This window comes from Microbacterium alkaliflavum, assembly GCF_044325405.1.
GTDB lineage: Bacteria > Actinomycetota > Actinomycetes > Actinomycetales > Microbacteriaceae > Microbacterium > Microbacterium alkaliflavum.
In genome coordinates this window covers 73,535-98,399 of record NZ_JBIQWL010000005.1, presented here as the reverse complement: position 1 = coordinate 98,399, position 24,865 = coordinate 73,535, and the positions used below count along the sequence as shown (strand labels likewise).

Here is a 24,865-nt window from a genome sequence, read left to right as displayed (position 1 = left end):
CCGGGCCGCGACCCGCACGATGCCGCGGTTGAGCAGGCGGCGGCTCTGTTCGGCCGCGGCGGAGTGCGGGTGAGCCGGGCCGCGACCCGCACGATGACGCGGGCGAGCGAGGACGCGCCGTGTCCTCCACAGGAGAGGTTGCGCAGGCGTGTCGCACGGGACGGGTCGGGACGAGGAGGACGTCGGATGCCGCGGCTACCCTGGGACGAGTGAGCATCCCCCAGGGCGACCCGTACGCCGACCTCATGTGGGACGCCGATGAGTTCGCGCCCCCGCCCGACGAGTTCGAGCCGCCGCCCGACGACGGCTGGGGCACTCCCGTCGCCACCGTGCCGCGCGCACGGGATTTCACGGGCACCGACCCCCGCGTCATCCTGCACGAGGTCTTCGGGTACGACGACTTCCGCGGCGATCAGGGCGCGATCGTCGAGCACGTCGTCGCCGGCGGCGACGCCGTCGTGCTCATGCCCACAGGCGGCGGCAAGAGCATCACGTACCAGGTGCCGGCGCTCGCGCGTCCCGGCACGGGCCTCGTCGTGAGCCCCCTCATCGCGCTCATGCACGACCAGGTCGATGCGCTCATCGCCAACGGCGTGCGCGCGGCCTACCTCAACTCGACGCAGGGGCCATCCGAACGGCACGCGGTCGAGCAGGCCTTTCTCGCCGGCGAGCTCGACCTGATCTACGTCGCGCCCGAGCGCCTCTCCTCGGCTGCGACGACCTCGCTCCTGCAGCGCGGGCGGCTCAGCGTCATCGCGATCGACGAGGCGCACTGCGTGTCGCAGTGGGGCCACGACTTCCGCCCCGACTACCTCGCGCTGGGCGATCTCGCCGAGCGGTTCCCGGGCGTGCCGCGCATGGCGCTCACGGCCACCGCGACGCGCGAAACCCACCGCGAGCTCACGCAGAGGCTCGATCTTCCGCGGGCGAAGCATTTCGTCGCGAGCTTCGACCGGCCCAACATCCAATACCGCATCGAGCCCAAGAATGAGCCGCGGCGCCAGCTCGTCTCGTTCATCCGCGCACTGCGCGATGCCCTCCCCGACGAGGGCACGGCCGGCATCGTCTACGCGCTCAGCCGCAAGTCCGTCGAGCAGACCGCCGAATACCTCTCGTCGCAGGGCATCCCGGCGCTGCCGTACCACGCGGGGCTCGACGCATCCGTGCGCGCGGCACACCAGTCGAGGTTCTTGCGCGACGAGAACGTCGTCATGGTGGCGACGATCGCGTTCGGCATGGGCATCGACAAACCCGACGTGCGCTTCGTCGCGCACATCGACCTGCCCAAGTCGGTCGAGGGCTACTACCAGGAGACCGGCCGCGCGGGCCGCGACGGCGAGCCCGCCGTCGTGTGGATGGCGTACGGGCTCGGCGACGTCGTGCAGCAGCGCCGCCTCATCGAGCAGAGCCCCGGCGACCGCGCCTTCAAGATGCGCCTGGGTCAGCATCTCGACGCGATGCTCGCTCTGTGCGAGACGGTCGGATGCCGCCGGCAGAACCTGCTCGGCTACTTCGGCCAGGAGTCGGCGCCGTGCGGCAACTGCGACACCTGCCTGCAGCCGCCCGACACGTTCGACGGCACGGTCGCCGCGCAGAAGCTCATGTCGACGATCGTGCGGCTGCAGCGCGAACGCGGCCAGGCCTTCGGCGCGGGTCAGCTCATCGACATCCTGCGCGGCAACACGACCGACCGTGTGCGCCAGCAGCGGCACGACGAGCTCGCGACCTTCGGCATCGGCTCCGACCTCTCCGAGCAGGATTGGCGTGGCGTCGTGCGGCAGCTGCTCGCGACGGGCCTCCTCGTCGCGCGCGGCGAGTACGGCACGCTCGCGCTCGGCGACAGCGCCGGCGACGTGCTGCGCGGCCAGCGCACCGTGCTGCTGCGTCGCGATGTCATGGGACGGCGAGGATCGACGAGCGGCGTGCGCCGCACGACCGTCTCCGAGACGATCGACGACGCCGACCGCGGTCTGTTCGAGGCGCTGCGGTCGTGGCGGGCCGACGTCGCGAGAGCGCAGGGCGTGCCGGCGTACGTCGTGTTCAACGACGCGACGCTGCGCGCGCTGGCCGCGGTCCGGCCCGCTTCGCTCGGCGACCTCGACGGCATCTCCGGCATCGGCGCCAAGAAGCGCGAGACGTACGGCGAGGCCGTGCTCGAAGTGATCGCCGCCGCCTGACCCGTCCGGCCGGACGACTCCGCGTCCCCACTCGGCTGCGCCCCGACGAGGCTCGCACTCGACCCCTCGACGAGCTCGCGCGACCGGATGGTCTCCGATGGCATCCACCACCCGCGTCCATAGCCCGTGCTCTCGCCGAAAGCCCCCGTTCTGCACCGCACACAGCATGGGCGCTCGGTGACAGCACGGGCTCTGGACGCCTGCAGCCACCCGCCCGGCGCCAGGGTTCGCGCTGCGCCCCACCGGCGGCCGCCGACTTCGTACGCACTCGCCGAGCGCACACGATCTTCGCGCGGACAACGTGTGCGCTCGGCGAGCGCCTACGATCCCGACACGCCTGCCGAGGACCGACCCGGCGCCGCAACCCGGCACCCTAGGCTGGCGGGAGCGTCGACGCAGACGAAGGGGGACCAGTGGGGCTCAGCAACATCGAGATCGCCCAGGCCGCGCAGCTCGAGCCCATCACGGCGATCGCCGGAGGGCTCGGCATCCCGGAGGACAGTCTCGAGCCCTACGGACGGCACAAGGCCAAGGTCTCGCTCCGCTACCTCGATTCGATCGCCGACCGGCCCCGGGGAAAGCTCGTCCTCGTCACGGCGGTCTCGCCGACGCCGGCCGGTGAGGGCAAGACCACGACGACCGTGGGCCTCGGCGACGCGCTGACGCGCATCGGAGAGCGCGCCATGGTGTGCCTGCGCGAGCCCGCGCTCGGCCCCGTGTTCGGCATGAAGGGCGGCGCGGCCGGCGGCGGCTACGCGCAGATCGTGCCGATGGAGGACATCAACCTCCACTTCACGGGCGACTTCTCCGCGATCGCCGTCGCGACGAACCTGCTCGCGGCCCTCATCGACAACCACGTCCACCAGGGCAATGCGCTCGGCATCGACGTGCGCCGCATCACGTGGCGCCGCGTGCTCGACGTCAACGACCGCGCGCTGCGCGACGTCGTGGTCGGCCTCGGCGGCCCCGGCAACGGCTATCCGCGCGAGTCGGGCTTCGACATCGTCGTGGCGAGCGAGGTCATGGCCGTCTTCTGCCTCGCGACCGGCATCGCCGACCTCAAGGAGCGGCTCGGCGACATCGTCATCGGCTACACCCGGGATCGCACGCCCGTGCTCGCGCGCGACCTGCAGGCGCACGGCGCGATGACGGCGATCCTGCGCGACGCGCTCGCACCCAACCTCGTGCAGACGCTCGAGCACACGCCCGCGTTCGTGCACGGCGGTCCGTTCGCGAACATCGCGCACGGCTGCAACTCGGCGATCGCGACCCAGTCCGCCCTGCGTCTGGCCGACTTCGTCGTCACCGAGGCGGGATTCGGCGCCGACCTCGGGGCGGAGAAGTTCGTCGACATCCTGTGCCGCTCGTCCGGCTTGCGCCCGTCGGCGGCCGTCATCGTCGCGACGGTGCGGGCGATGAAGTACCACGGCGGCATCGACGTCGCCGATCTTCCGACCGAGAACGTCGCGGCTCTCGAACGCGGCACCGTGAACCTGGTGCGGCACCTCACGACGGTCCGGGAGACGTGGGGGCTTCCCGCCGTCGTCGCGATCAACCACCGGGTGGAGGACACGGATGCCGAGGTCTCGGCGCTCGTGGCAGCGGTCGAGCGCGCCGGGGCGAAAGCCGTCGTCGCGCGCCACTTCGCCGAGGGCGGGGCCGGCGCCGAAGAGCTCGCGCACGAGGTCGTCCGCCTCGCTCAGGAGCCTGTCGAGCTGCGCTTCACGTATCCCGACGACGCGACGCTCTGGGAGAAGATGCGCACGATCGCGAAGCGGATCTACGGGGCATCCGACATCACGGCATCCACCGCCGTGCGCGCGCAGATCCGGCGCCTGCAGGACGAGGGCTACGGCTCCTACCCGGTCTGCGTCGCCAAGACGCAGTACTCGTTCTCGACCGACCCGAGGCTGCGCGGCGCGCCGTCGGGGCACGACGTCGACATCCGCGAGGTGAGGCTCGCGGCCGGTGCGAAGTTCGTCGTGATGATCTGCGGCGACATCATGACGATGCCGGGCCTGCCCGCGGCTCCCGCCGCGAACACGATCGACGTCGACGACGAGGGCCGCATCGTCGGCCTGTTCTGACGGATCGAGGAACACCGGACACGCTTCTCCGGTTGAATCAGTGCATGACGCTCGACGGCATCCCGTTCCGCACGATGGACGGTGAGACCCAGACCCTCCGCGGCGACTACGACGGCAAGCTCGTCATGATCGTCAACGTCGCGTCGCGCTGCGGCCTCGCGCCCCAGTACGAGACGCTCGAGCGCCTGCAGCGCGAGTACGGCGACCGGGGCTTCCAGGTGATCGGCTTCCCCAGCAACCAGTTCCTGCAGGAGCTGCGCAGCAATGACGCGATCATCGAGTTCTGCTCGAAGACGTACGGGATCAGCTTCCCCGTGCTCGATCGCATCCGCGTCAACGGGCGGCAGGAGCATCCGCTCTACACGGAGCTCAAGAAGACTCCGGATGCCTCCGGCAAGGCCGGCCGCGTCACGTGGAACTTCGAGAAGTTCCTGGTCACCCCCGACCGCGAGGTGATCCGCTTCCGCCCGCACACCGAGCCCGACGACCCCGCCGTCATCTCTGCGCTCGAAGCCAACCTGCCTGGGTGATCACCGCGAATCGTTGAAAACCTAGCGACGCTCGGTTTATGCTGATCGGCATGAGCAATGACGCCGCCCTCACGACCGACCTCGACACCCGATACCGCGACGCCTCGCTGCCCGTCGACGAGCGGGTCGAGATCCTCCTCGGCCAGATGACGCTCGCCGAGAAGGCCGGGCTGTTCTTCCACACGATGATCGCGATGGGCCCCGACGGCGAGCTGTCGACCGGCGACCCCGTCTTCGGCATCGCGTCGAACGAGGAGTACATCGTCGGCCGCGCCATGTCGCATTTCAACCTCCTCGGCATCGCCCCGACGGCCGGCGACATCGCGCGGTGGCACAACAAGATGCAGGAGCTCGCGGCATCCACTCGTCTCGGCATCCCCGTGACGATCTCGACCGACCCGCGCCACGCCTTCAACGACAACCCCGGCGCCTCGTTCTTCGCGGGCCCGTTCTCGCAGTGGCCCGAGCCTCTCGGCCTCGCCGCGACGCACGACGCCGAGCTCGTCGAGGACTTCGCCGACATCGCGCGCCAGGAGTACACGGCGGTCGGCATCCGCGTCGCGCTGCACCCGCAGGTGGACCTCGCGTCCGAGCCGCGCTGGGCGCGCCAGCAGGGACGTTCGGCGAAGACCCCGAGCTGTCCGGTGAGCTGGGTGCGGCGTATGTGCGCGGCTTCCAGGGCTCGTCGTTCGGCGAGGGCTCGGTCAGCACCATGACGAAGCACTTCCCCGGCGGCGGCCCGCAGAAGGACGGCGAAGACCCGCACTTCGACTACGGCCGCGAGCAGGTCTACCCCGGGGGCCAGTTCGAGCTGCACCTCAAGCCCTTCGAGGCCGTCTTCGCGGCCGGCGGACGCCAGATCATGCCGTACTACGGCATGCCCGTCGGCACCGAGTACGAGGAGGTCGGGTTCGGCTTCAACAAGTCCGTGCTGACCGGCCTGCTGCGCGAGCGCTACGCCTTCGACGGCATCGTCTGCACCGACTGGGGCCTCATCACCGACCAGCCGATCATGGGCACCGACTTCGCCGCGCGCGCGTGGGGCGTCGAGCACCTCACGCCCGCCGAGCGCATGATCAAGGTGCTCGACGCGGGCGCCGACCAGTTCGGCGGCGAGCACGACCCGAGCCTGCTGATCTCGCTTGTCGAGGAAGGCCGTGTCAGTGAAGAGCGAATGGATGCCTCGGCCCGTCGCCTGCTGCGCGAGAAGTTCGAGCTCGGGCTGTTCGAGAGCCCGTTCGTGGATGCCGAGGCCGCCGACGCCATCGTCGGCTCGGCGGAGTTCCGCGCGGCGGGGGAGGCGGCGCAGCGCGCTTCGATCGCGGTGCTGACCAATCGCTCCGCGGTGCTGCCGCTCGCGACCGGCCGGAAGCTGTACGTCGAGGGGGTCGACCCTGAGATCGCGGGCCGGTTCGGCGAGGTGGTCGAGTCGCCCGAGGAGGCGGATGCCGCGATCCTGCGCCTGCACGCCCCCTACGAGGAGCGCGGCTCGATGTTCGAGAACTTCTTCCACGCCGGCTCGCTGGACTTCCCGGAGGACGTCGTCGCGCACGTGCGCGAGATCGCGGCCGTCGTGCCCACCGTCGTGGACGTGTTCCTCGACCGTCCCGCGATCCTCGCGCCGATCGTCGAGGCCGCCCACGCCGTCACGGCGAACTGGGGCGCGAACCACGGCGCTCTGCTCGACGTGCTGACCGGCGCCGTGCCGGCGAAGGGCAGGCTGCCGTTCGACGTGCCCCGCTCGATGGCGGCCGTCGAGGCGTCGCGTCCCGACGTGCCGTTCGACACGGCCGACCCGCTGTTCCGGTTCGGGCACGGCCTGACCCTCTAGGAGTCGAAACGTCAGGAGCCGGGCCCCTGCAGGGTCCGGCTCCGGGCCTCAGGCGGGCGGGTACGACCGCACCCACGCCACCCGGAAGCGGTGCGGGAGGGCCGCGGCATCCCGAACTCCGTCGCCGGGCGGGAACTCGTACACGTCGAGCATGAGCTGCACGGGGTAGTCGATCGTCTGCGCCACGGTCTTGACCCACCGGTGGTCGACGAAGAACCTCAAGCCGTCGGGCCTCCACTCGACGGCGTAGTCGTGGAAGTCGGTGAGGTCGCCCTCGACGCGGATCTTCTCGAAGTCCGCGCGCAGGCGCGGGTCGTTCTGCGGCTTGACGCCGACGCCGACCCAGCCGCCCGCATCGTCGAGCTCCGATCCGAAGATCTCGGCGATGCAGATCTCGCCGCAGTCGTCGGGTGCGTCCTCGAAGCCGATCGGCCAGAGGGCGACCATTGCGGACGGATGCCGGATCGCCGCGAGCCGCGCCTCGATGACTCCGAACCGCGGAAGCCACAGGAGCCGGTCGGGCTGCTCCTCGCGCACGACCAGCCCGGGCCGGAAGCGGTGCTGCCCGACGCCGGAGCCGAGCCCGCCCGAGAACTGGCCCGTCTGCAGGTGCGATACCCGGAGGTCCCCGTCGAGGTCAGGCGCCCACGGGGGCGTGTCGGCGTCGATCCGCAGCTCGAGGCCCGGCGCTCCGACCGTGTACCGAGCGGCCGCGCGCTCCCTCGACGACCACTGGGGGGTGTAGAACGGCCACCAGAGCTTCTCGTCGAGGACGCCCTCGTCGAAGCGCTCCTCGACGTCGGGCTGCCGGTCGGTGAGGTCGAGCGGCGACATGTCGAGCTCCCACACGTTGAACGTCAGCTCGCCGCCGCGCCACGGCGCCGTGTCGGAGCCCGTGTGCGCGAAGCCGGCGCGCCGGCACAGTGCGTTCGAGCCCGAATTCTCGACGCCCGGATACGCGACGAGCAGATCGCGCTCGCCGTCGGCGCGCACGTCGGCGATGACCTGCCGCAGCGCCTCGGTCGCGACGCCGCGCCCCTGCCAGCCGGGTTCGACACCCCAGCCCGTCTCGTACGCCGGTCGGCCGCCGTGCTCGACGTGCCACCAGCCGATGGAACCCGCGGGCACCCCGTCGACGTCGATGCGGAACATGTGCGCCTCGCCGGTCTCCCAGAGGCGCAGGTACCTGGCGTGCCGCGCGACGACCTGCGCGCTCGTCTCCGGCCCGCCGAGGAACCTCGTCATCTCGGCCGTGTTCGCCCGTTCGAGCACCGGCAGATCGTCGACGCTCCAGCGCCGCAGTGTCACGGTCATCTGCGCGACTCCGGCGTGATGAACCAGATGTTCACCTCGACGTCGCCGTCGTCCGACGGGAACACGCCGCGCCCGTGCAGCTCGAAGCCGACGCGGCGGCAGAGGGCGCTGGATGCCTCGTTGCCGACGTGCGAATACCCGACCACAGGCCGGCCCGTCGTCGCGACGGCCAGGTCGACGACACGTCCGAGCGCCTGGGTCGCGACACCGCGCCCCTGCCAGGCGGGTTCGACGGCGCAGCCGATCTCGCACACGGGCTCGCCCGCGTGCTCCTCGGTCCACCATCCGGCGTATCCGGCGGCCTCGCCGTCGACGTCGACGCGGAACATCGCGCCGTCGCCCGACTCGACGAACTCCAGGTACTGCGCATGTCGAGCCTCGAGATCATCGAGGGTCTCGGGGCCGCCGAGGAACAGCGTCATGTCGGCGCTGTTCGCCCGTTCGAGCACCGGCAGATCGCCATCGGACCACGGCACGAGCGTCAACTGCATCAGGATGCCTCCGGCCACGCCGTCACGCCGCGAGTCTAGGCGCGGCGCCCGACACCGGTGCCTGGCATCCAGTCACTGAGAACAGAAGGATCGGCCCACGCAGGCCGTTTCGGCTTCGGATCGCCCTCCGTCGGCGGAACGTCCTGTACTGGCGCCGCCGCGCGCCCTGATGTCGGGAGCGCACAAGTCGCATCGCACACGTCCGGCCGTGCGTTTGTGCGGATCATCAACCGACTTGGGCCGCTGTTGTGGGAGTCCTACCGTCGAAAGTGATCTTCCCCTGCCCATCGCGCCGAAAGTTGATGCCATGGCCGACGCCGCCGTCCGTCCCCACAAACCCTCCACGAGCAGGCGCACGCCCGCCGGAGGTGCCCCGACCGCTGCGCACACCGCGGCCGAGGCATCCGATACCCGCGTCGACATCGCGCACGTCACCGACCTTCTCCTCGGCACGTGGGCCGACACGCGCCGCGAGGCGCGCGAGATGATCAAGGACCCCGCGTTCTGGCGCGTCGAGGGCCAGCCGATGCCCGAGCACCGCGAGCGCGTGCTCGCGCAGCTGCACGCCCTCGTCGACGCGGGCGGCTCTCGCCGCGCGTTCCCCGAGGAGTACGGCGGGCGGAACGACAACGGCGCCAACCTCGCGGGATTCCAGGAGCTCGTGCTGGCCGACCCGAGCCTGCAGATCAAGTCGGGCGTGCAGTGGGGTCTGTTCGGCTCGGCGATCCACCAGCTCGGCACGAAGGAGCACCACGACAAGTGGCTGCCCGGCGTCATCGATCTGAGCCTGCCCGGCGCCTTCGCGATGACCGAGACCGGCCACGGCTCCGACGTCGCGGCGATCGGCACGACGGCGACCTACGACCCCGAGACGGAGGAGTTCGTCATCCACACGCCCTTCCGCGGGGCCTGGAAGGACTACCTCGGCAACGCGGCGCTGCACGGGAAGGCCGCGACGGTCTTCGCACAGCTGATCACGGGCGGGGTCAACTACGGCGTGCACTGCTTCTTCGTGCCGCTGCGCGACGACGAGGGCGAGTTCCTCCCGGGCATCGGCGGTGAGGACGACGGCGTCAAGGGCGGGCTCAACGGCATCGACAACGGCCGGCTGCACTTCGACCACGTACGCGTCCCGCGCACGAACCTGCTCAACCGCTACGGCGACGTCGCCGCCGACGGGACGTACTCGAGCGACATCCCGACCCCGGGCCGCCGCTTCTTCACGATGCTCGGCGCCCTCGTGCAGGGCCGGGTCTCACTCGACGGCGCCGCGACGACGGGCACGGCCCTCGCCGAGTACATCGCGATCACGTACGCCAACCAGCGTCGGCAGTTCGACTCGGGCGCCGGCACCGCCGAGGTCGTGCTGCTCGACTACGGCAAGCATCAGCGCCGCCTCCTTCCGCGCGTCGCCCAGACGTACGCGCAGTTCTTCGCGCACGACGAGCTGCTCAAGAAGTTCGATGCCGTCTTCAGCGGCACGAACGACACCCCCGCCGAGCGCGAAGACCTCGAGACCCTCGCGGCCGCGCTCAAGCCCCTCTCGACGTGGAACGCCCTCGACACGATCCAGGAGTGCCGCGAGGCGTGCGGCGGCTCCGGCTTCCTCGCCGAGAACCGCCTCGTGGGCCTGCATCAGGACCTCGACGTCTACGTGACCTTCGAGGGCGACAACAACGTGCTCCTGCAGCTCGTCGGCAAGCGGCTGCTCGCGGACTACGCCAAGCAGTTCAAAGGGAAGGATGCCGCGGCCCTCGCCCGCATCGCGGTCGGCCAGACCGCGGGCAAGGTCTTCCACGGCGCAGGCCTGCGCCAGTTCGGGCAGTCGGTCGCCGACTTCGGCTCGACGGCGAGGTCGGTCGAGCTGGGCCTGCGTGCGGATCAGCAGCACGAGCTGCTCTCGGGCCGGGTGCAGCAGATGGTCGCCGACGTCGCGGGCCGCCTGCGCCCCGCCGCGAAGCTGTCGCGCGAAGACGCCGCGGCGCTGTTCAACGCCAACCAGTCGGAGCTCATCGAAGCCGCCCGCGCGCACGCCGAGCTGCTGCAGTGGGAGGCGTTCACCGACGCCGTCAACACGATCGAGGAGGAGGGCACGAAGCACGTGCTGACGTGGCTGCGCGACCTCTTCGGCCTGAGCCTCATCGAGAAGCACCTCGCGTGGTACCTCGTGCACGGCCGCCTGTCGGCTCAGCGCGGCGGGGCCGTCTCGGCCTACATCGACCGGCTCTGCGCGCGGCTCCGCCCGCACGCGCAGGACCTCGTCGACGCGTTCGGGTTCGCGCCCGAGCACGTGCGCGCACCCATCGCGTCGGGCGCCGAGCTGGAGCGCCAGCAGGAGGCGGCCGCGTACTACGCCGCGCTCGCGGCATCCGGAACCGCCCCGGTCTCGGAGAAGTCGCTCAAGCGCGCCTGACGACGGTGCTTCGTGTCGGGGGCCGGTCCTAGGCTGACGGGGTGAACCCCGCGCTCCGGACCGGACCCGACGGCATCGCCCGCTGCGCCTGGGTCGGCGACGACCCCGAGTACCGGCGCTACCACGACGAGGAGTGGGGCACGCCCCTCCACGGCGACTGGGCCCTGTACGAGAAGCTCAGCCTCGAGGGGTTCCAGGCGGGCCTCTCGTGGATCACGATCCTCCGCAAGCGCCCGCGCTTCCGCGAGGTGTTCGCGGGCTTCGAGCCCGAAGCCGTCGCGGCGTTCGGCGAGACCGACATCGAGCGGCTCATGGCCGACCCCGGCATCGTCCGCAACAGGGCCAAGATCGAGGCGACGATCTCGAACGCGCGCCTCGTCACGGCGATGGCCGACGGCGAGCTCGACGAGCTGCTGTGGTCGTTCGCACCCGAGGGTGCGCGTGCGAGGCCGGTCGGCTTCGGCGACATCCCGGCCGTCACGATGGAGTCGACGGCGGCGTCGAAGGCCCTGCGCAAGCGCGGCTTCCGGTTCGTCGGGCCGACGACGATCTACGCGCTCATGCAATCGTCCGGCATGGTCGACGACCACGTCGAAGGCTGCCACCGCGCCGCGGGCTGAGAATGTGGCACCGGTTCCACATTCGAGGTGCCTGAGCGAGCGAACGGTCATGAAGACGTAACAGGGTGGATGTCTTCGCGGTGATACGCTCCCCGGAAGCGAGCAATACAGCTGACCAGGCGGGGCTGCCTTTCGGACCGTCTGTGTCGTTCCGAGAACCCCTGCCGAATTCCATGTTCGAGTTCACTGAGGGGGCACTCGTGAAGAAAAATGTTCGTGCAAGAAGTCTGGCGGCGGCTGCGGTCGTCGCCGGCGTCGTATCCGTGTTCGCGGCCGGTGGGGCGGCCGTCGCGGCAGATGGCGAGATCAGCGGCGAAGGACACGTCACGCTGAACTTCTCGACCACGCCCGGTTCGGTCGACGTCACGGTCTGGACGCACAGCCTGTCGACGGTCGACGCATGGGGCGTGGTCGTCATCCGGGATGTCGACGGCCAGAACCACACGTATGGACCGGAGCTCTATGCTCCGGACCAGGAGAAGACCTACGTCCGCTCGCTGCCGGGGTACACCTGTAGCGACCTCGGTCGGGGCGCGGTCGCGGTGGCGTTCGGGTTCGGCAGTCTGGAGGCGACCGCACCCGACTGGACCGGCGAGCCCCTGAGCTATCCCGATCCGCGCATCACCGTCATCGGTTGCACCGAGTCGCCCAACCCGACGGGCGGCGGGGAGGATCCGGGCACGACGCCGACCGACGGCGGCACCACCACGGCGCCGACCGTCACCACGACGAAGACCACGGCGACGGGCACCAACGTGTTGCCGGCGGCCAAGACCGACGGCGCAGACCTGGCGGGCGCGTCGACCTCGTCGCCGCTGTTCGGGCTCGCCGTGACGGTGGGCGCGATCCTCGCGGCCGCCGCCGGCTCGGTGATCAGCGGAGCGCTCCGGCGCCGATGATCCGCTCCGCACGTCGAGCGCGCCGTCCGCTCGTCGTCGCGACGGTCGTCCTCGCCGTCGTCCTGCCGGGGTGCGCGACACCCCGGCAGGACGCGGGGCCGGGCGCCCCCACGGTGTCGGCCGCGCCGGCGACCGGCGCCCCGCTCGCCGCCGACCTCGTGCCGGTCGCCGTCCCGACGCACCTCACGTTCCCCGCCGCCGGCATCGACGGAACCGTCGAGGAGTACACGGCGGCGCAGGCCGCGGCCGAGGGCGGTGTCAATCCTGCGAGCCTCGACGACATCGCGTGGTACTCGGGCATCGCCGACCCCATGCCCGGAACCGATGCGCGCAACACCGTGTACATCTTCGGCCACTCGTGGATCGAGCCTGCCGTCTTCAACGGGCTGAAGGACGTCGTACCCGGCGACGAGGCGACGATCACGACCGCCAACGGTGAGCTCGTGTACCGCGTCGACGACGTCATCACGATGGCCAAACCCGACTTCACACAGGATCCGCGCGTCGTCGCGATCGTGCCGGGGCGCCTCGCTCTCGTCACCTGCTCTCGCCCGGAGGGCTGGGATCCGGCGGAGCACGCGCCCGACAACACCGTCGTCTTCCTGCAGCTGGTGGCCGCGACGCCCGCGTCCTGACAGGGCAGGGATGCCGCGCCCGGCCCGGCATCGACGGCTTGTCCACGGGCGCGCCCGGCGCCGGAACCGCGCGGGTAGCCTGGACGGACGCCCCGCACGGGTCGCTGTCCGAGGAGGTGCATGCTGTCCGCCGTCCGCCGTGCCCGCGTGGGCGTCGCGTCGCTCGCGGCCCTCGCCCTCGTCACGGCGATCGCGACAGCCTGCATCGCCGTCGTCGGCGCGGCGGCATCGCTCGCCTTCGACCGCGGCGTCGACGGCATGCTCGCGGCTGCGGATCCGCGCGCCCGGCTGGTGGTCGTCGAGCTCCCCCTCGATCCGCGCGACGCGACGCAGCCGGAGGCCCTGTCGTCGGCGATCGACGACGCGCTCGCGGGCCTGAACGTCGCCGTCCACCGGACGACAGCCGCGACCGCGACGGCCACGGTCGACGGGGCAGCCGCCTCGGTGGGGCTGCTGGCCGATGAGTCCGTCCCGGATCGCGCCGAACTCGCCTCGGGTGCGTGGCCGGCGACGGGCGACGATGTCGCGCTCGGCGAGCCCGCCGCGCGCCGACTCGGGCTCACGGCCGGAGACCTGCTGAGCGTCGACGGCGCCGAGCTGCGCGTGTCGGGCGTGTGGCGAGCGGACGACCCGACCGACCTCTCCTGGTCGGGCGACTCCGCGGTCGCGTCGGGCATGGTCGACGGCGTCGTCGGACCGGTTCTCATGCACGACGCCGCCACGCTGGCCGGAGCCCCCCGGCTGCGGGCACGGTGGACCGTGGCGCCCGAGGTGCTGACAGCCGGGTCGGCCGCTGAGCTGCGGACGGCGCTCGACCGCATCGATGCCGCGGCGGCCGGTCCCGCGGGGGTCTCGAACGCGGGGCCGGTCGAGATCACCGGTGGGCTGGGCGGCACCCTGGCGCGCATCCTCGCTGCGGTCGCGGGCGCGCGTATCGCACTCACCGTGCCGCTCGTCGCCTTCGCGGTGATCGCGGCCGTCATCGCGGGGGTCGTCGTCTTCGCGCTGGGGCGCACCCGCGAGCGGGAGCTCGCGCTGCTCGTCGCCCGGGGCGCGCGTCGGCGCCGTGTGTGGATCGCCGCCGTCGCCGAGATCACGGTGGCGGCGACCCTCGGCGCCGCTGTCGGGGCCCTGGTCGCCGTCGTCGCGCGCGCCCCGACGGCGCTGCCCACTGCGGCGCTCTGCGCCGCCGCCGCGATCGGCGTCGGTGCCGCTGTGGCGGCCGCGTCCGTGCTCCGCGCGCCGGGCTCGCGCGCGCGGCGTGCCCGGTCGACGACGGTCGGCCTGCTCTTCGTGCTCGTCGGCCTGGCGGTCGTCGCGGGTCTCGCCGTCGCGCAGGCGTTCGCCCGCGCGGGGCTCATCGAGCGGGGGGGCCGGGTCGACCCGCTCGCGGTCGCCGCGCCCTGGCTCGTGCTCCTGACCCTGTGTCTGCTCGTGAGCCTGCTCACGGGGCCCGTCGCCGTGGCGGCCGAACGCGTGACCCGGCGCGGGCGCGGCCTTGCCGCGCGCCTCGGCGTGCTCCAACTCGCGCGGCGGCCCCATTCCGTGCTGGCGGGCGTGCTGTGCCTCGCGCTCGCGGCCGGCGTGCTCGCGCTGGCGGCGACCCTCGCGACGGGAGCCAGGGCGAGCGCGGATGCCGCGGCTGCCGCCGTCGGCGCCGATCTGCGCGCCGACCTGGACGCCTCCCGGACCGTCGACGCGCTTGCGCCAGCGCCGTCCGTCGCAGATCTGCGCGCTGAGCCGGGGGTCGCCGGCGCCGAGCCCGCGCTGAGCACCGCCGCTCGCGTGGGCGACCTCGGCGTGGACCTGGTGGCGACGGGCCCGGAGGCCTTCGCGGCAATGGGTGCCGACGACGAGACGGACGCGCTCCTCGACGCGCTCCCGGCGGTCGACGCCGCGCTCGTGACAGGCGACACGCTGACGGTCCAGGTGACGGGGGAGTACGCGGAGGGACCGGTGCCGAGCGTCGTGCCGCGCACGCCGACGATGAGCGTCGGGGCGTGGGCGGTCGACGGCGCGGGTTCGCCGCGCCGGATCGAGGTCGGGATCGTGCCGGCCGACGGCGAGACGCACACTCTTGCGGCAGGGCTCGACGGTGCCGCACGGCTGCTCGCCGTCGACGTCGTGGGGCACGGATTCGCCGGCGGCAACAGCGCGACGGTGCGGCTCGAGGTGGCCGACGACGCGGGCCGCATCGGGCTCGAGCCCACCGGCACGGCCCTCACGAGCACGCGGGCGCTCCGGTACTCGGCCGTCGACGACCTCCCCGCCGAGGTTCCCGCCGTCGTGTCCACGGCGCTCGCGGCACGCGTGGACGCGTCGGTCGGCAGCATCCTGCATGTCGACGTCCAGGGTGCGAGCCGTCCCGTCACGGTGCGGGTCGAGGGCATCGCCGACTTCCTCCCCGGAGTCGGCTCGGGGCCGGGCGTCGCCGTCGATCTCGCGACGCTGACGGCCTGGCTGGTCGGCACGCGCGACGCCGTGCTCAGCCCGACGACGGTGCTCGTCGACGCGTCCGATCTCGCAGAGGCTTCGGCCGCCGTGCGGTCCTGGGCGGCACACCCCGTCCAGGTGGCTTTCGCGCGGGATGCCGCGACATCGCTCGCGCAGCCGGTCCTCGCGCTGTTCGTCGGCGTCGCACTCGCGGGTGCGGTCCTCGGGGTGCTCGGCTTCGCGGTCGTGATGGCCGCGGCGGCGCGCGATCGCCGCGCGGAGGCGGTGCCGCTGCGCTCCTTCGGGTTCGACCGCGCGGCCCAGCGGCGGGCGCGCGTCGCCGAGACGGCGGCGGCGTCGCTGTTCGCGATCACCGCCGGCCTGCTCGCGGGCTGGGCGACTGCCGAGATCATCTCGCCTGTGCTCCTCCCGTCGCTCACCGGGATGACGGCATGAGAGTCCGGTCCGCCCGCCTCGCCCTCGCGTCGCTCGTGACGGCGCCCGTCGTCTCAGCCTTCGTCGTCGCGTTCATCGCGCTCACGGCGTTCGCCGGCGCTGCGGCGCCCGCGCTCCTGCACGCGGCGCAGACCGCGACAGTCCGGTCTGCGCTCGACACGGTCCCCCTGCTGACGCGGGATCTGTCGGGAGCGACACGCGGCGTGCCGCGCCCCGGCCCGGGGGCGAGCCCGGCCGCCGCTGCGCTCGACGACGCTCGGCGAGCCTCGTGGGGCGCCGCACTCGATGCGGTCGCGCAGACGGTGGCCGGGTTCCGCGCACCGCTGCGCGACGTGCTCGGCACACCGAGCGTCGTGGTCGTGAGCGATCCTGTCGCGAGCGTTCCCGCCCAGCCGAAGCGCCTCAACCGGGTGACCGTGACGTTCGACCCGTCCTACGGTGACCGCATCGAGGTCGTCGAGGGCCGGCTTCCCGAGTCGCACGACGAGGGCGGCGTCGTCGAGGTCGTGCTGTCGCACGAGGCCGCGGAGACGCTCGACTGGCCGATCGGCGAGGTGCGGGACATCGCGTTCAGTGCGGACGCCGCAGCCCGGCTCGAGCTCGTAGGCCTCTACAAGGCGACCGACGACGCGGATCCGTACTGGACCCATGTGCCCACGGGCGCCCGACCGGCAGCCGTCACCGGACCTCTCGGCGACGTCACCGAGTACGCGACCGTCTACGCGGCTCCCGAGGCGATCGGGGTCGCACTCGACCAGCCCGACTGGTTCGCGACCCAGGCGTGGCTGCCGCTCGACCTCGAGCGGGTCGACGGGGCGACCGCCGGCGAGCTGGCGCAGCAGCTGCGCGCCTCGAGCGGCGTGCAGGTCCCGATCGAGGTCGTGCTCGAGAGCCGCTACCCGCTCGGGCTCTCGCTCGGCAGCTCGGCGGCGCGCGCGATCGAGGATGCCATCGGCCGGGTCGATGCCATGACCGGGACGATCGCGTTCGTCGTCGTGGGCCCGTTCGTCGTCGCGGTCGTCGTGCTTGCTCTCGCGGCGCGGCTCGTCGCGACGCGACGCGTGCGCACGGTGCGGCTCGCCGCCGCGCGCGGCGCGTCGAGCGGCCTGCTCGGCGGCCTTCTCGCCGCCGAGGGCCTGCTGCTCGGCGTCGTCGGCGCCGCCGTAGGCGTCACGGCGGCCGCGGTGCTCGTCGGGTTCGAGGGTGCGGCATCCCTTCTCATTCCGGTCGTCGTGGCGCTCACGCCCGTCGCCGCCCTGCCGTGGATCTCGCTCTCGCTCGCGCGCCGGCACGCGCGCCAGGATCTAGGGGTCGTGCCACGCGGTGCGGCGCTGCGGCGCGCGGCGATCGAGATCGCCATCCTCGTCGTCGCGGCTCTCCTCACAGTCGTCGCCGTCACCGGCGGCACGGGTGTCGACCCGGCCCTGCTGGTGCTGCCGCTCGCCCTGTCCGCGGCGGCGTGCGTGCTCGCGCTCCGCCTGCTGCCGCTGCTCCTCGCGGCGGTCGAGTCGCGGGCGTCGCGGACGCGTGGACTCGTCCCGCTCGTGGGTCCCGCGCGCGGCCGGCGCGACGCCTCCGTCCGCGCAGCCCCCGTGCTCGCGGTCGTGCTCGGCGTCGCCGTCGTGCTCTTCTCCGTCGCGTTCTGGGCGACGGAGACCGAGGGTGTCGCCACGGCGGCGCGGGTGAAGGCCGGCGCCGACCTGCGCCTGGAGGCTCCCTACCTCAGTGATGCGCAGCTCGACCAGCTCCGCGACCTCGGCGGGATCGCACAGGCCGCCGAGCTCTCGGAGGGGTCGAGAGTCGAGCTCGAGGCGGGCGCGGAGACGATCCGCGCGACCGTCTACATCACCGACGTGCACGATCTCGCCGCCGTGCAGGGCGCCTCGGGGTTCACCGCGATCCCGACTCCCGAGGGGCTCGCAGCGGGCGGCGACGCGATTCCCGCGGTCGCGTCGCCCGCGCTCACCGCCGCCCTGGGCGGTGGCGGCGCGACGCTCGAAGGGCGACCCGTCGACATCGTGGCGACGGCCCCCGCGGTGGCCCGGCCCGGGCCGGCCGAGACGTGGCTGCTCGTGGACGACTCGGTGACGGATCGGCTCGGCGCCGTCTCGGAAGGACCGGGCGCGGTGCTCTTCGCCCTCGACCCGCGGGCCGACCCCGAAGCGGTCTCGGCCGCCGTGCTCGCGGTCGCGGGCCCGGGCGCACGCGTCAGCACGCCGCAGACCAACGCCGCGGCGCTGGAGGCGGACCCGGCCCTGCGCACCGTCTACCTCACGCTCGCGGCATCGGCGCTGGGCGTGGCGATCCTGCTCGCCCTCGCGATCGGGATGACGCTCGTCCTCGGCGCACCGGGCCGCGCGCGGCTCATGGCGCTGCTCGCGGCACTGGGATATCCGCGCCGCCGTGACGTGCCTCTCGTGCTGTGGGAGGTGGGGCCCGCCCTCCTCGTTGCCCTGCCCTTCGGTGTCGCCGTCGGATTCGCGCTGGCCCAGTTCGCGCTCCCGCAGCTCGGCACCTCGGCGTTCCTCGGCGGCGCGCTCGAGCCCGCCGTGCGGATGGGGGGATGGATGCCGGTGGCCGTCGTGGCCGGATTCACGGTGTTCTGCGCGCTCGCAGTGTTCCTCGCGGCGGGCGCTGCCTCGCGCATGACGGCGTCCTCGGCCGTGAGGTCGGGGGACGAGGAAGGATGAGGACATGACCGCTCTCGCGATCGACTGCGACGGGCTCGTGCGCATCTTCACGGCACAGGGCGTCGAGGTGCAGGCCCTGCAGGGGCTTGAGCTGCGGGTGCAGCCGGGGGAGATGGTGGCGCTCGTCGGGGCCTCGGGCTCGGGCAAGTCGACACTCCTCGGCATCCTGGGTGGCCTCGACCAGCCCACGGCGGGACGCGCCGTCGTCGCGGGCCACGACCTCGTGACGATGCGCGGCCGGGAGAAGCTCGAGTATCGCCGCCGCACCGTGGGGTTCGTCTGGCAGCAGTCGGCGCAGAACCTGCTGCCGTATCTCGACGCGCGCGAGAACATCGCGATGGCCCACACCGTCGCGGGCGTCGTCGCACGTCACCGGCGCGCGGCGCTCGCCGCTGAGCTGCTCGACCATCTCGGCGTCGCGGACGTCGCCGACCGTCGCCCCGACCAGCTGTCGGGCGGCCAGCGTCAGCGTGTCGCGATCGCCGTCGCCCTCGCGAACGAGCCCGCGGTGCTCCTCGCCGACGAGCCGACGGGCGAGCTCGACGAGGCGACGAGCGCCGAGGTGCTGGCCGTCATGGAGTCCGTCAACAAGCAGCGCGGCGTGACGACGCTCATCGTCACGCACGACCCCGCCGTCTCGGAGCACGTCGATCGCACCGTGAGGATCCGCGACGGGCGCACATCGGCGGAGACGCTGCGGACGACGCGGACGGATGCCGAGGGCCGGCGCGTGCGCACGGCCGAGGAGTACGCCGTGCTCGACCGGGCAGGCCGCATGCAGCTGCCCGCCGAGTTCGTCTCGGCGCTGTCGCTGCGCGAGCGCGTGCGGCTCTCGCTCGAGCCCGACCACATCATGGTGCGGCCGGACAAGGCGGCTGCGAAGGACGAGGGGCCCGAGGGATGAGCGTCGTGCTGCGCGCGGAAGGTCTGACCCGCGTCTACCCCGCGCCTGCGGGCGACGTCGTCGCAGTGCAGGGCGTCGACCTCGAGGTCTCGGAGGGCGAGCTCGTGGTGCTCAAGGGCCGATCGGGGTCGGGCAAGACGACCCTCCTGACCATGCTCGGCGGGCTGGACCGCCCGACGTCGGGCCGCGTCGAGGTCGACGGACGCGACCTCTCGGCCCCCGGCGCCGAGGAGCTGCTCGGCACCCGCATCGCCTCGATCTTCCAGGGCTTCGGGCTGCTGCCGATCCTCTCCGCCGCCGAGAACGTCGAGGTGCCGCTGCGCATCCGTCGCGTCGACCCCGCGGAGCGCGACGAGCGTGTCACGGCGGCGCTCGAGGCGGTCGGACTGGCCGACCACCGCAATCAGCGTCCCGGCGAGCTGTCGGGCGGTCAGCAGCAGCGCGTCGGCATCGCCCGCGCGCTCGTCGCCGATCCGGCGATCCTGCTCGCCGACGAGCCCACGGGCCAGCTCGACGCAGAGACGGGGGTGCAGATCATGGACCTCATCGCCGGCATCGTCCACGAGCGGGGCACCGCCGCCGTCGTCGCGACGCACGACCCCGTCATGCTCGCGCGCGCCGACCGCGTGCTCGAACTGCACGACGGCCGGCTCGTGGGCCACCGGAACGGATAGCGGACGCGTGCTGTCCGCGGCGTAGGGCAGACTGGCGAGGATCCAGCCGACGAGGGGGCACGCATGGGTGAGGCGCACATCGCCGATTCGCACGAGGTCATCCGGGTCGTGGGTGCCCGCGAGAACAACCTCAAGGACGTCAGCGTCGACATCCCCAAGCGCCGGCTCTCGGTCTTCACGGGGGTGAGCGGATCGGGCAAGTCGTCGCTCGTCTTCGCGACGATCGCGAACGAGTCGCAGCGGCTCATCAACGAGACCTACCCGACCTTCGTGCAGCAGTTCATGGGGCAGCTCAACCGCCCCGAGGTCGACGCGCTCGAGAACGTCAGCCCCGCCATCATCGTCGACCAGGAGCGCATGGGCGCGAACGCCCGCTCGACGGTCGGCACCGCGACCGACGCCCACGCCATGCTGAGGCTGCTCTTCAGCCGCATCGGACAGCCGCACGTCGGCTCGCCGCAGGCGTTCTCGTTCAACATCCCCTCGGTCTCCGGCGCCGGAGCCGTGACGTTCGAGAAGGGCGGCAAGAAGATCAAGGAGCGCCGCTCGTTCGAGATCACGGGCGGCATGTGCCCGAACTGCGAAGGCCTCGGCCAGGTGAGCGACATCGACCTCGACGAGCTGTTCGACAGTAACAGGTCGATCTCCGAGGGTGCGATCACGGTCCCCGGGTACAACGTCGACGGCTGGATGGTGCGGCAGTTCGCCGAATCGGGCTTCATCGATCCCGACAAGAAGATCAAGGACTACACCGAGCAGGAACGCGCCGACTTCCTCTACAAGGAGCCGACGAAGGTCAAGATCCAGAGCATCAACATGACCTACGAGGGCATCGTGCCCAAGATCACCAAGTCGATCCTTCAGAAGGATCGCGAGTCGATGCAGCCGCACATGCGGGCCTTCGTCGACCGGGCGGTCAAGTTCATGCCGTGCCCCGACTGCGGCGGGACGCGCCTCAACGAGGGCGCCCGGTCGTCGAAGATCGGCGGCGTCAGCATCGCGGATGCCGCGGCCATGCAGATCTCGGATCTCGCGGCCTGGCTCGACACGGTCGACGACCCGTCCGTCGCGCCCCTCATGGTGGGCCTGCGCCAGAACATCGCCTCGTTCGTCGAGGTGGGTCTCGGCTATCTCTCGCTCGACCGAGCCTCGGGCACGCTGTCGGGTGGCGAGGCGCAGCGCACGAAGATGATCCGCCACCTCGGCTCGGCGCTCACCGACATCACGTACGTCTTCGACGAGCCGACGGCGGGCCTGCACCCGCACGACATCGAGCGCATGAACCGGCTGCTCCAGCAGCTGCGCGACAAGGGCAACACCGTCCTGGTCGTCGAGCACAAGCCCGAGGTGATCGAGATCGCCGACCACATCGTCGACCTCGGGCCGGGCGCGGGTCGCGCGGGCGGAGAGGTGCAGTACGAGGGCGATGTCGACGGCCTGCGCTCGTCGGGCACCATCACGGGCCGGCACCTCGACGACCGCGCGCGGCTGAAGGAGTCGACGCGTGCGGCGAAGGGTGCGCTCGAGATCCGCGGCGCGACGCAGCACAACCTGAAGGACGTCGACGTCGACATCCCGCTCGGCATCCTGACGGTCGTCACCGGCGTGGCCGGGTCGGGCAAGTCGTCGCTCATCCATGGCAACGTCCCGGCCTTCGACGACGTCGTCGTCGTCGACCAGTCACCGATCAAGGGCAATCGCCGTTCGAGCCCCGCGACCTACACGGGCATCCTCGACACGGTCCGTTCGGCGTTCGCGAAGGCCAACGGAGTCAAGCCGGCGCTGTTCAGCGCGAACTCCGAGGGGGCCTGCCCCGCGTGCCGGGGGCTGGGGGTCATCATCACCAATCTCGGCTTCACGCAGACGGTCGAGACGCTGTGCGAGTTGTGCGAAGGCTCCGGGTTCAGCGACGAGGTGCTCGAGTACCTCCTCGACGGCAAGAACATCGCGGAGGTGCTCGCAATGTCGGCCGGCGAGGCGGCGGAGTTCTTCGGCAAGGGTCCGGCGCACACGATCCTCGTGCGGATGATCGACGTCGGCCTCGGCTACATCACCCTCGGACAAGCGCTCAACACGCTGTCGGGCGGCGAGCGCCAGCGGCTCAAGCTTGCGATCTCGATGGCCAAGAAGGGCGCGATCTACGTACTCGACGAGCCGACGACGGGCCTGCACCTCGCCGACGTCGCCAACATGCTCGCGATGCTCGACCGCCTCGTCGAGGCGGGCAACAGCGTCATCGTCATCGAGCACCACCAGGCCGTCATGGCCCACGCCGACTGGATCATCGACCTCGGGCCGGGTGCGGGCCACGACGGCGGCACGATCGTCTTCGAGGGCACTCCCGCCGACCTCGTGGCGAACGCGGCCACCCTGACGGCGACCCACCTGCGGGAGTACGTCGGCGCCTGAGTTCAGACGTCGACGTCGGATCAGTCGGCGCCGCAGATCAGGCGGTCGCGTCGCGGAGGTGGCGCTCGCCGTGGCGGAGCACCTTGACGACGACGCCGCGGCGGCCGAGCTCGGCCAGCGTGCGGGTCTCCTCGTCGGTGTTGCGGCCGAGCGCGTGCACGTTCGTCACGACGACGACGTCACCGCGGGAGAGCCGGCCGAAGAGGCGCACCAGGCGCTCCTCCCACGATTCGAGCGTCTCCGGCGCGGGGTGGCGGAACCCCTCGATCGGCACGCCGAAGCGCGTGAGCTCGTCGCGCTGCTCGACGATCGAGGGCATGTCGTCGCGGGCGACGACGAGGCCGACGAGACGCGAGCCGGCGGGGCGGGCCTGCCACCAGTCACGGTCGCGCTGCAGCTCGGTGAAGCACTCCGGGCACTCGGTCGCGTCGTGCGACGCGTGAACCGCATCGGGGCGCGGATCAGCCGCACTCGTCTCGAACACCTCCGGCATGTCCCCACCTCCCCCTCTATTGTGCCGTGCGCCGATGCCTCCCGCGGTCGCTCAATCGCTGTCGTCGAGCCGCAGCTCGATGCTCAGCTGGTCGGCGTCGAGCTCCGCGAGCGACTGCCGCAGCACGGCCGTGCTGTAGACGCCACCCGACGACAGCTCGGTGAGCCGTTCGCGCATCGCGACGATCATGACGAGCCGCAGCTCGAGGGCCTCGTGCATCGTCGCCGTGGCGTCCTCGTCGGGCGGCTCGGTGAACCGCGACCCGACCTTCTCGGCGAACCCCGCCGGGAACGCGCTGCCGTCGCGCTTCACGAGCGACGGGGACGCGAGAGCGGATGCCGCGGCCTCGCGCAGCTCGTCGTCGAGGCGCTCCTGCTCGACCCGGCTCACGACGTCGGCGGCGGAGTCGTCGATGCGGAGCATCCTGATCGCCCAGGGAAGCGTGAGCCCCTGCAGCATGAGGCTGCCGACGGCGACGAGGAACGCCACGAAGACGAGGAGCGGGCGATCGGTGGTCTCGGTCGGCAGCGTCTGGGCGGCGGCGAGGGTCACGACGCCGCGCATGCCGGCCCACACGATGACCGTGCCGTGCTTCCAGCCCAGCGGCGACGCCTGGTAGTAGTCGAGGTCGGCGAGCGCGCGCGATACGCGCGTGCGCATGAGGTCGAGGCGGCGCTGGCGGCGTGCCGGGTCGCGAGGCGTGAACCGGTCGGGGGTGTCGGACCGGCCCGGCGGCGCGAGCGTGCCGTTCTCGATCGCGTCGATCCGGTCGTTGAAGGACTCGAGGCGGCCCCGCGACGCGAGCTTGCGGCGCGCACGGCGACTCTGCAGCCACACGAGCAGCGCGACGTAGACCGCCCGCACGCCCATGATGATCGCGAACGCGATCAGCGCGAGCCACGCCGCGTGCCCGATGCCCTGATCGTCCTCGAGGTTCTGCTGAAGCAGCTCCTTGAGCTCGAGGCCCATCACGAGGAAGACGCCGCCCTCGAGCACGAGCTCGATCGTGCGCCAGTTGAGCTCGTCAGACATGCGCTGCTCGGGCGTGAACCAGCGCGCGGCCCCCTGACCCGTCACGATTCCCGCGACGACCGCGGCGACGAGGCCCGACCCCTTGAGCTCCTCGGTCGGCAGGTACGCGACGAACGGCACGACGATGCCGATCGCCGTGTTGGCGGCGGGGTTCTTTATGAGGTGGCGCAGGCGCAGGTTGAACCATCCGATGAGCGCACCGATCACGACGGCGATGAAGACGCCCCACAGGAACGAGCCCAGCACGCCGCCTTCCGGGACGCTGCCGGTCACGGCGATCGCGACGGCGACGCGCAGGATCACGAGCGACGTCGCGTCGTTGAGGAGGCTCTCGCCCTCGAGCAGCGTCACGACGCGCCGCGAGATGCCGAGGCGCTTCGCGATGGCGGTCGCGACGGCATCCGTCGGGCTCAGGATCGCGCCGAGCGCGAGCGCGAGGTAGAAGCCGAGGCCCGGCACGACGGCGTTGAAGAAGAACGCGAGCGCGACGGCACTCACGAGCACGAGCAGAACCGACAGGCCCGCGATGGCGCCGAAGTCGCGGCGGAACTCGATCGCGGGCAGCTGCACGGCCGCTGAGTAGAGGAGGGGCGGGAGGATGCCGACGAGGATGATCTCGGGGTTCACGTCGATGCCCGGCACGAACGGCAGCAGGCTCACGCCCAGCCCGATCGCGACGAGCAGCAGGGGGCCGGCGATCCTCACGCGCGGTGCGACCGCCGTCGTCACGGCGATGACGACGATCGCGATGATCGCGAGGACGAGCGACTCCATGCG

At 72.0% G+C, this 24,865-nt stretch carries 16 protein-coding genes and 1 pseudogene; 13 read left to right on the top strand and 4 right to left on the bottom strand.

Annotated elements, in window-relative coordinates:
* Window positions 1-245: 245 nt before the first annotated feature.
* The 4 genes and pseudogenes from recQ (at window position 246) to ACH3VR_RS14700 (ending at window position 6,625) form a co-directional block, all read left to right on the top strand.
* The gene (gene recQ, locus ACH3VR_RS14715) at window positions 246-2,177 is read left to right on the top strand and encodes a DNA helicase RecQ (RefSeq protein WP_397557250.1); all 1,932 of its coding nucleotides are present in this window, start codon (window positions 246-248) and stop codon (window positions 2,175-2,177) included.
* A gap of 413 nt (window positions 2,178-2,590) precedes the next feature.
* Window positions 2,591-4,264: a formate--tetrahydrofolate ligase gene (locus ACH3VR_RS14710; protein ID WP_397557070.1), complete on the top strand. Its 1,674-nt coding sequence runs from the start codon at window positions 2,591-2,593 to the stop codon at window positions 4,262-4,264.
* Window positions 4,265-4,308: 44 nt separating this feature from the next.
* Window positions 4,309-4,794 carry a glutathione peroxidase gene (locus ACH3VR_RS14705; protein ID WP_397557069.1) on the top strand — a complete coding sequence of 162 codons (486 nt, stop codon included), beginning with the start codon at window positions 4,309-4,311 and terminating at the stop codon, window positions 4,792-4,794.
* A 50-nt stretch (window positions 4,795-4,844) separates the two neighbouring features.
* Window positions 4,845-6,625 (top strand): annotated as a pseudogene (locus ACH3VR_RS14700) (glycoside hydrolase family 3 protein).
* 48 nt (window positions 6,626-6,673) lie between these two features.
* On the opposite strand, the gene ACH3VR_RS14695 reads toward ACH3VR_RS14700, so the two are convergent.
* Both ACH3VR_RS14695 and ACH3VR_RS14690 read right to left on the bottom strand, forming a co-directional pair.
* A complete protein-coding gene (locus tag ACH3VR_RS14695) occupies window positions 6,674-7,939 on the bottom strand; it encodes a GNAT family N-acetyltransferase (RefSeq protein ID WP_397557068.1) in 1,266 nt (421 codons plus the stop codon).
* Complete coding sequence (locus ACH3VR_RS14690; protein WP_397557067.1) at window positions 7,936-8,448, bottom strand: GNAT family N-acetyltransferase; 513 nt, start codon at window positions 8,446-8,448, stop codon at window positions 7,936-7,938. The genes ACH3VR_RS14695 and ACH3VR_RS14690 overlap by 4 nt, the downstream gene beginning before the upstream one ends.
* A 289-nt stretch (window positions 8,449-8,737) precedes the next feature.
* Here ACH3VR_RS14690 and ACH3VR_RS14685 point away from each other — a divergent pair, with 289 nt between their 5' ends.
* From ACH3VR_RS14685 to ACH3VR_RS14645, 9 genes are all read left to right on the top strand, one after another.
* The gene (locus tag ACH3VR_RS14685) at window positions 8,738-10,843 is read left to right on the top strand and encodes an acyl-CoA dehydrogenase family protein (RefSeq protein WP_397557066.1); all 2,106 of its coding nucleotides are present in this window, start codon (window positions 8,738-8,740) and stop codon (window positions 10,841-10,843) included.
* 41 nt (window positions 10,844-10,884) lie between these two features.
* Entirely contained in the window at window positions 10,885-11,463 is a 579-nt protein-coding gene (locus ACH3VR_RS14680; protein ID WP_397557065.1) for a DNA-3-methyladenine glycosylase I, read from the top strand.
* A gap of 200 nt (window positions 11,464-11,663) precedes the next feature.
* Window positions 11,664-12,362, top strand: a complete 699-nt coding sequence (locus ACH3VR_RS14675; RefSeq protein WP_397557064.1) for a hypothetical protein — start codon at window positions 11,664-11,666, stop codon at window positions 12,360-12,362.
* Window positions 12,359-12,997, top strand: coding sequence for a class F sortase (locus ACH3VR_RS14670; protein ID WP_397557063.1), 639 nt, complete (start codon window positions 12,359-12,361; stop codon window positions 12,995-12,997). Before ACH3VR_RS14675 ends, ACH3VR_RS14670 begins: the two co-directional genes overlap by 4 nt.
* Before the next feature lie 120 nt (window positions 12,998-13,117).
* Window positions 13,118-15,886, top strand: a complete 2,769-nt coding sequence (locus ACH3VR_RS14665; RefSeq protein WP_397557062.1) for an FtsX-like permease family protein — start codon at window positions 13,118-13,120, stop codon at window positions 15,884-15,886.
* Window positions 15,883-18,576 carry a hypothetical protein gene (locus tag ACH3VR_RS14660; RefSeq protein WP_397557061.1) on the top strand — a complete coding sequence of 898 codons (2,694 nt, stop codon included), beginning with the start codon at window positions 15,883-15,885 and terminating at the stop codon, window positions 18,574-18,576. Before ACH3VR_RS14665 ends, ACH3VR_RS14660 begins: the two co-directional genes overlap by 4 nt.
* A gap of 4 nt (window positions 18,577-18,580) precedes the next feature.
* Entirely contained in the window at window positions 18,581-19,480 is a 900-nt protein-coding gene (locus tag ACH3VR_RS14655; RefSeq protein WP_397557060.1) for an ABC transporter ATP-binding protein, read from the top strand.
* Window positions 19,477-20,154, top strand: coding sequence for an ABC transporter ATP-binding protein (locus tag ACH3VR_RS14650; RefSeq protein WP_397557059.1), 678 nt, complete (start codon window positions 19,477-19,479; stop codon window positions 20,152-20,154). The genes ACH3VR_RS14655 and ACH3VR_RS14650 overlap by 4 nt, the downstream gene beginning before the upstream one ends.
* Before the next feature lie 63 nt (window positions 20,155-20,217).
* Entirely contained in the window at window positions 20,218-22,563 is a 2,346-nt protein-coding gene (locus ACH3VR_RS14645; protein ID WP_397557058.1) for an ATP-binding cassette domain-containing protein, read from the top strand.
* Between the two features lie 37 nt (window positions 22,564-22,600).
* Here ACH3VR_RS14645 and ACH3VR_RS14640 read toward each other — a convergent pair whose 3' ends face one another.
* Window positions 22,601-23,056 carry a recombinase family protein gene (locus ACH3VR_RS14640; protein WP_397557057.1) on the bottom strand — a complete coding sequence of 152 codons (456 nt, stop codon included), beginning with the start codon at window positions 23,054-23,056 and terminating at the stop codon, window positions 22,601-22,603.
* Between the two features lie 51 nt (window positions 23,057-23,107).
* Window positions 23,108-24,862 carry a cation:proton antiporter gene (locus ACH3VR_RS14635; protein ID WP_397557056.1) on the bottom strand — a complete coding sequence of 585 codons (1,755 nt, stop codon included), beginning with the start codon at window positions 24,860-24,862 and terminating at the stop codon, window positions 23,108-23,110.
* Window positions 24,863-24,865 lie beyond the last annotated feature (3 nt).

Excerpts from the sequence above, each read along its gene's own strand:
- recQ (WP_397557250.1), top strand. The coding sequence starts at position 246 with ATGTGGGACGCCGATGAGTTCGCGCCCCCGCCCGACGAGTTCGAGCCG.
- ACH3VR_RS14705 (WP_397557069.1), top strand. The coding sequence starts at position 4,309 with ATGACGCTCGACGGCATCCCGTTCCGCACGATGGACGGTGAGACCCAG.
- ACH3VR_RS14695 (WP_397557068.1), bottom strand. The coding sequence starts at position 7,939 with ATGACCGTGACACTGCGGCGCTGGAGCGTCGACGATCTGCCGGTGCTC.
- ACH3VR_RS14685 (WP_397557066.1), top strand. The coding sequence starts at position 8,738 with ATGGCCGACGCCGCCGTCCGTCCCCACAAACCCTCCACGAGCAGGCGC.
- ACH3VR_RS14670 (WP_397557063.1), top strand. The coding sequence starts at position 12,359 with ATGATCCGCTCCGCACGTCGAGCGCGCCGTCCGCTCGTCGTCGCGACG.
- ACH3VR_RS14665 (WP_397557062.1), top strand. The coding sequence starts at position 13,118 with ATGCTGTCCGCCGTCCGCCGTGCCCGCGTGGGCGTCGCGTCGCTCGCG.
- ACH3VR_RS14660 (WP_397557061.1), top strand. The coding sequence starts at position 15,883 with ATGAGAGTCCGGTCCGCCCGCCTCGCCCTCGCGTCGCTCGTGACGGCG.
- ACH3VR_RS14655 (WP_397557060.1), top strand. The coding sequence starts at position 18,581 with ATGACCGCTCTCGCGATCGACTGCGACGGGCTCGTGCGCATCTTCACG.
- ACH3VR_RS14650 (WP_397557059.1), top strand. The coding sequence starts at position 19,477 with ATGAGCGTCGTGCTGCGCGCGGAAGGTCTGACCCGCGTCTACCCCGCG.
- ACH3VR_RS14645 (WP_397557058.1), top strand. The coding sequence starts at position 20,218 with ATGGGTGAGGCGCACATCGCCGATTCGCACGAGGTCATCCGGGTCGTG.
- ACH3VR_RS14640 (WP_397557057.1), bottom strand. The coding sequence starts at position 23,056 with ATGCCGGAGGTGTTCGAGACGAGTGCGGCTGATCCGCGCCCCGATGCG.
- ACH3VR_RS14635 (WP_397557056.1), bottom strand. The coding sequence starts at position 24,862 with ATGGAGTCGCTCGTCCTCGCGATCATCGCGATCGTCGTCATCGCCGTG.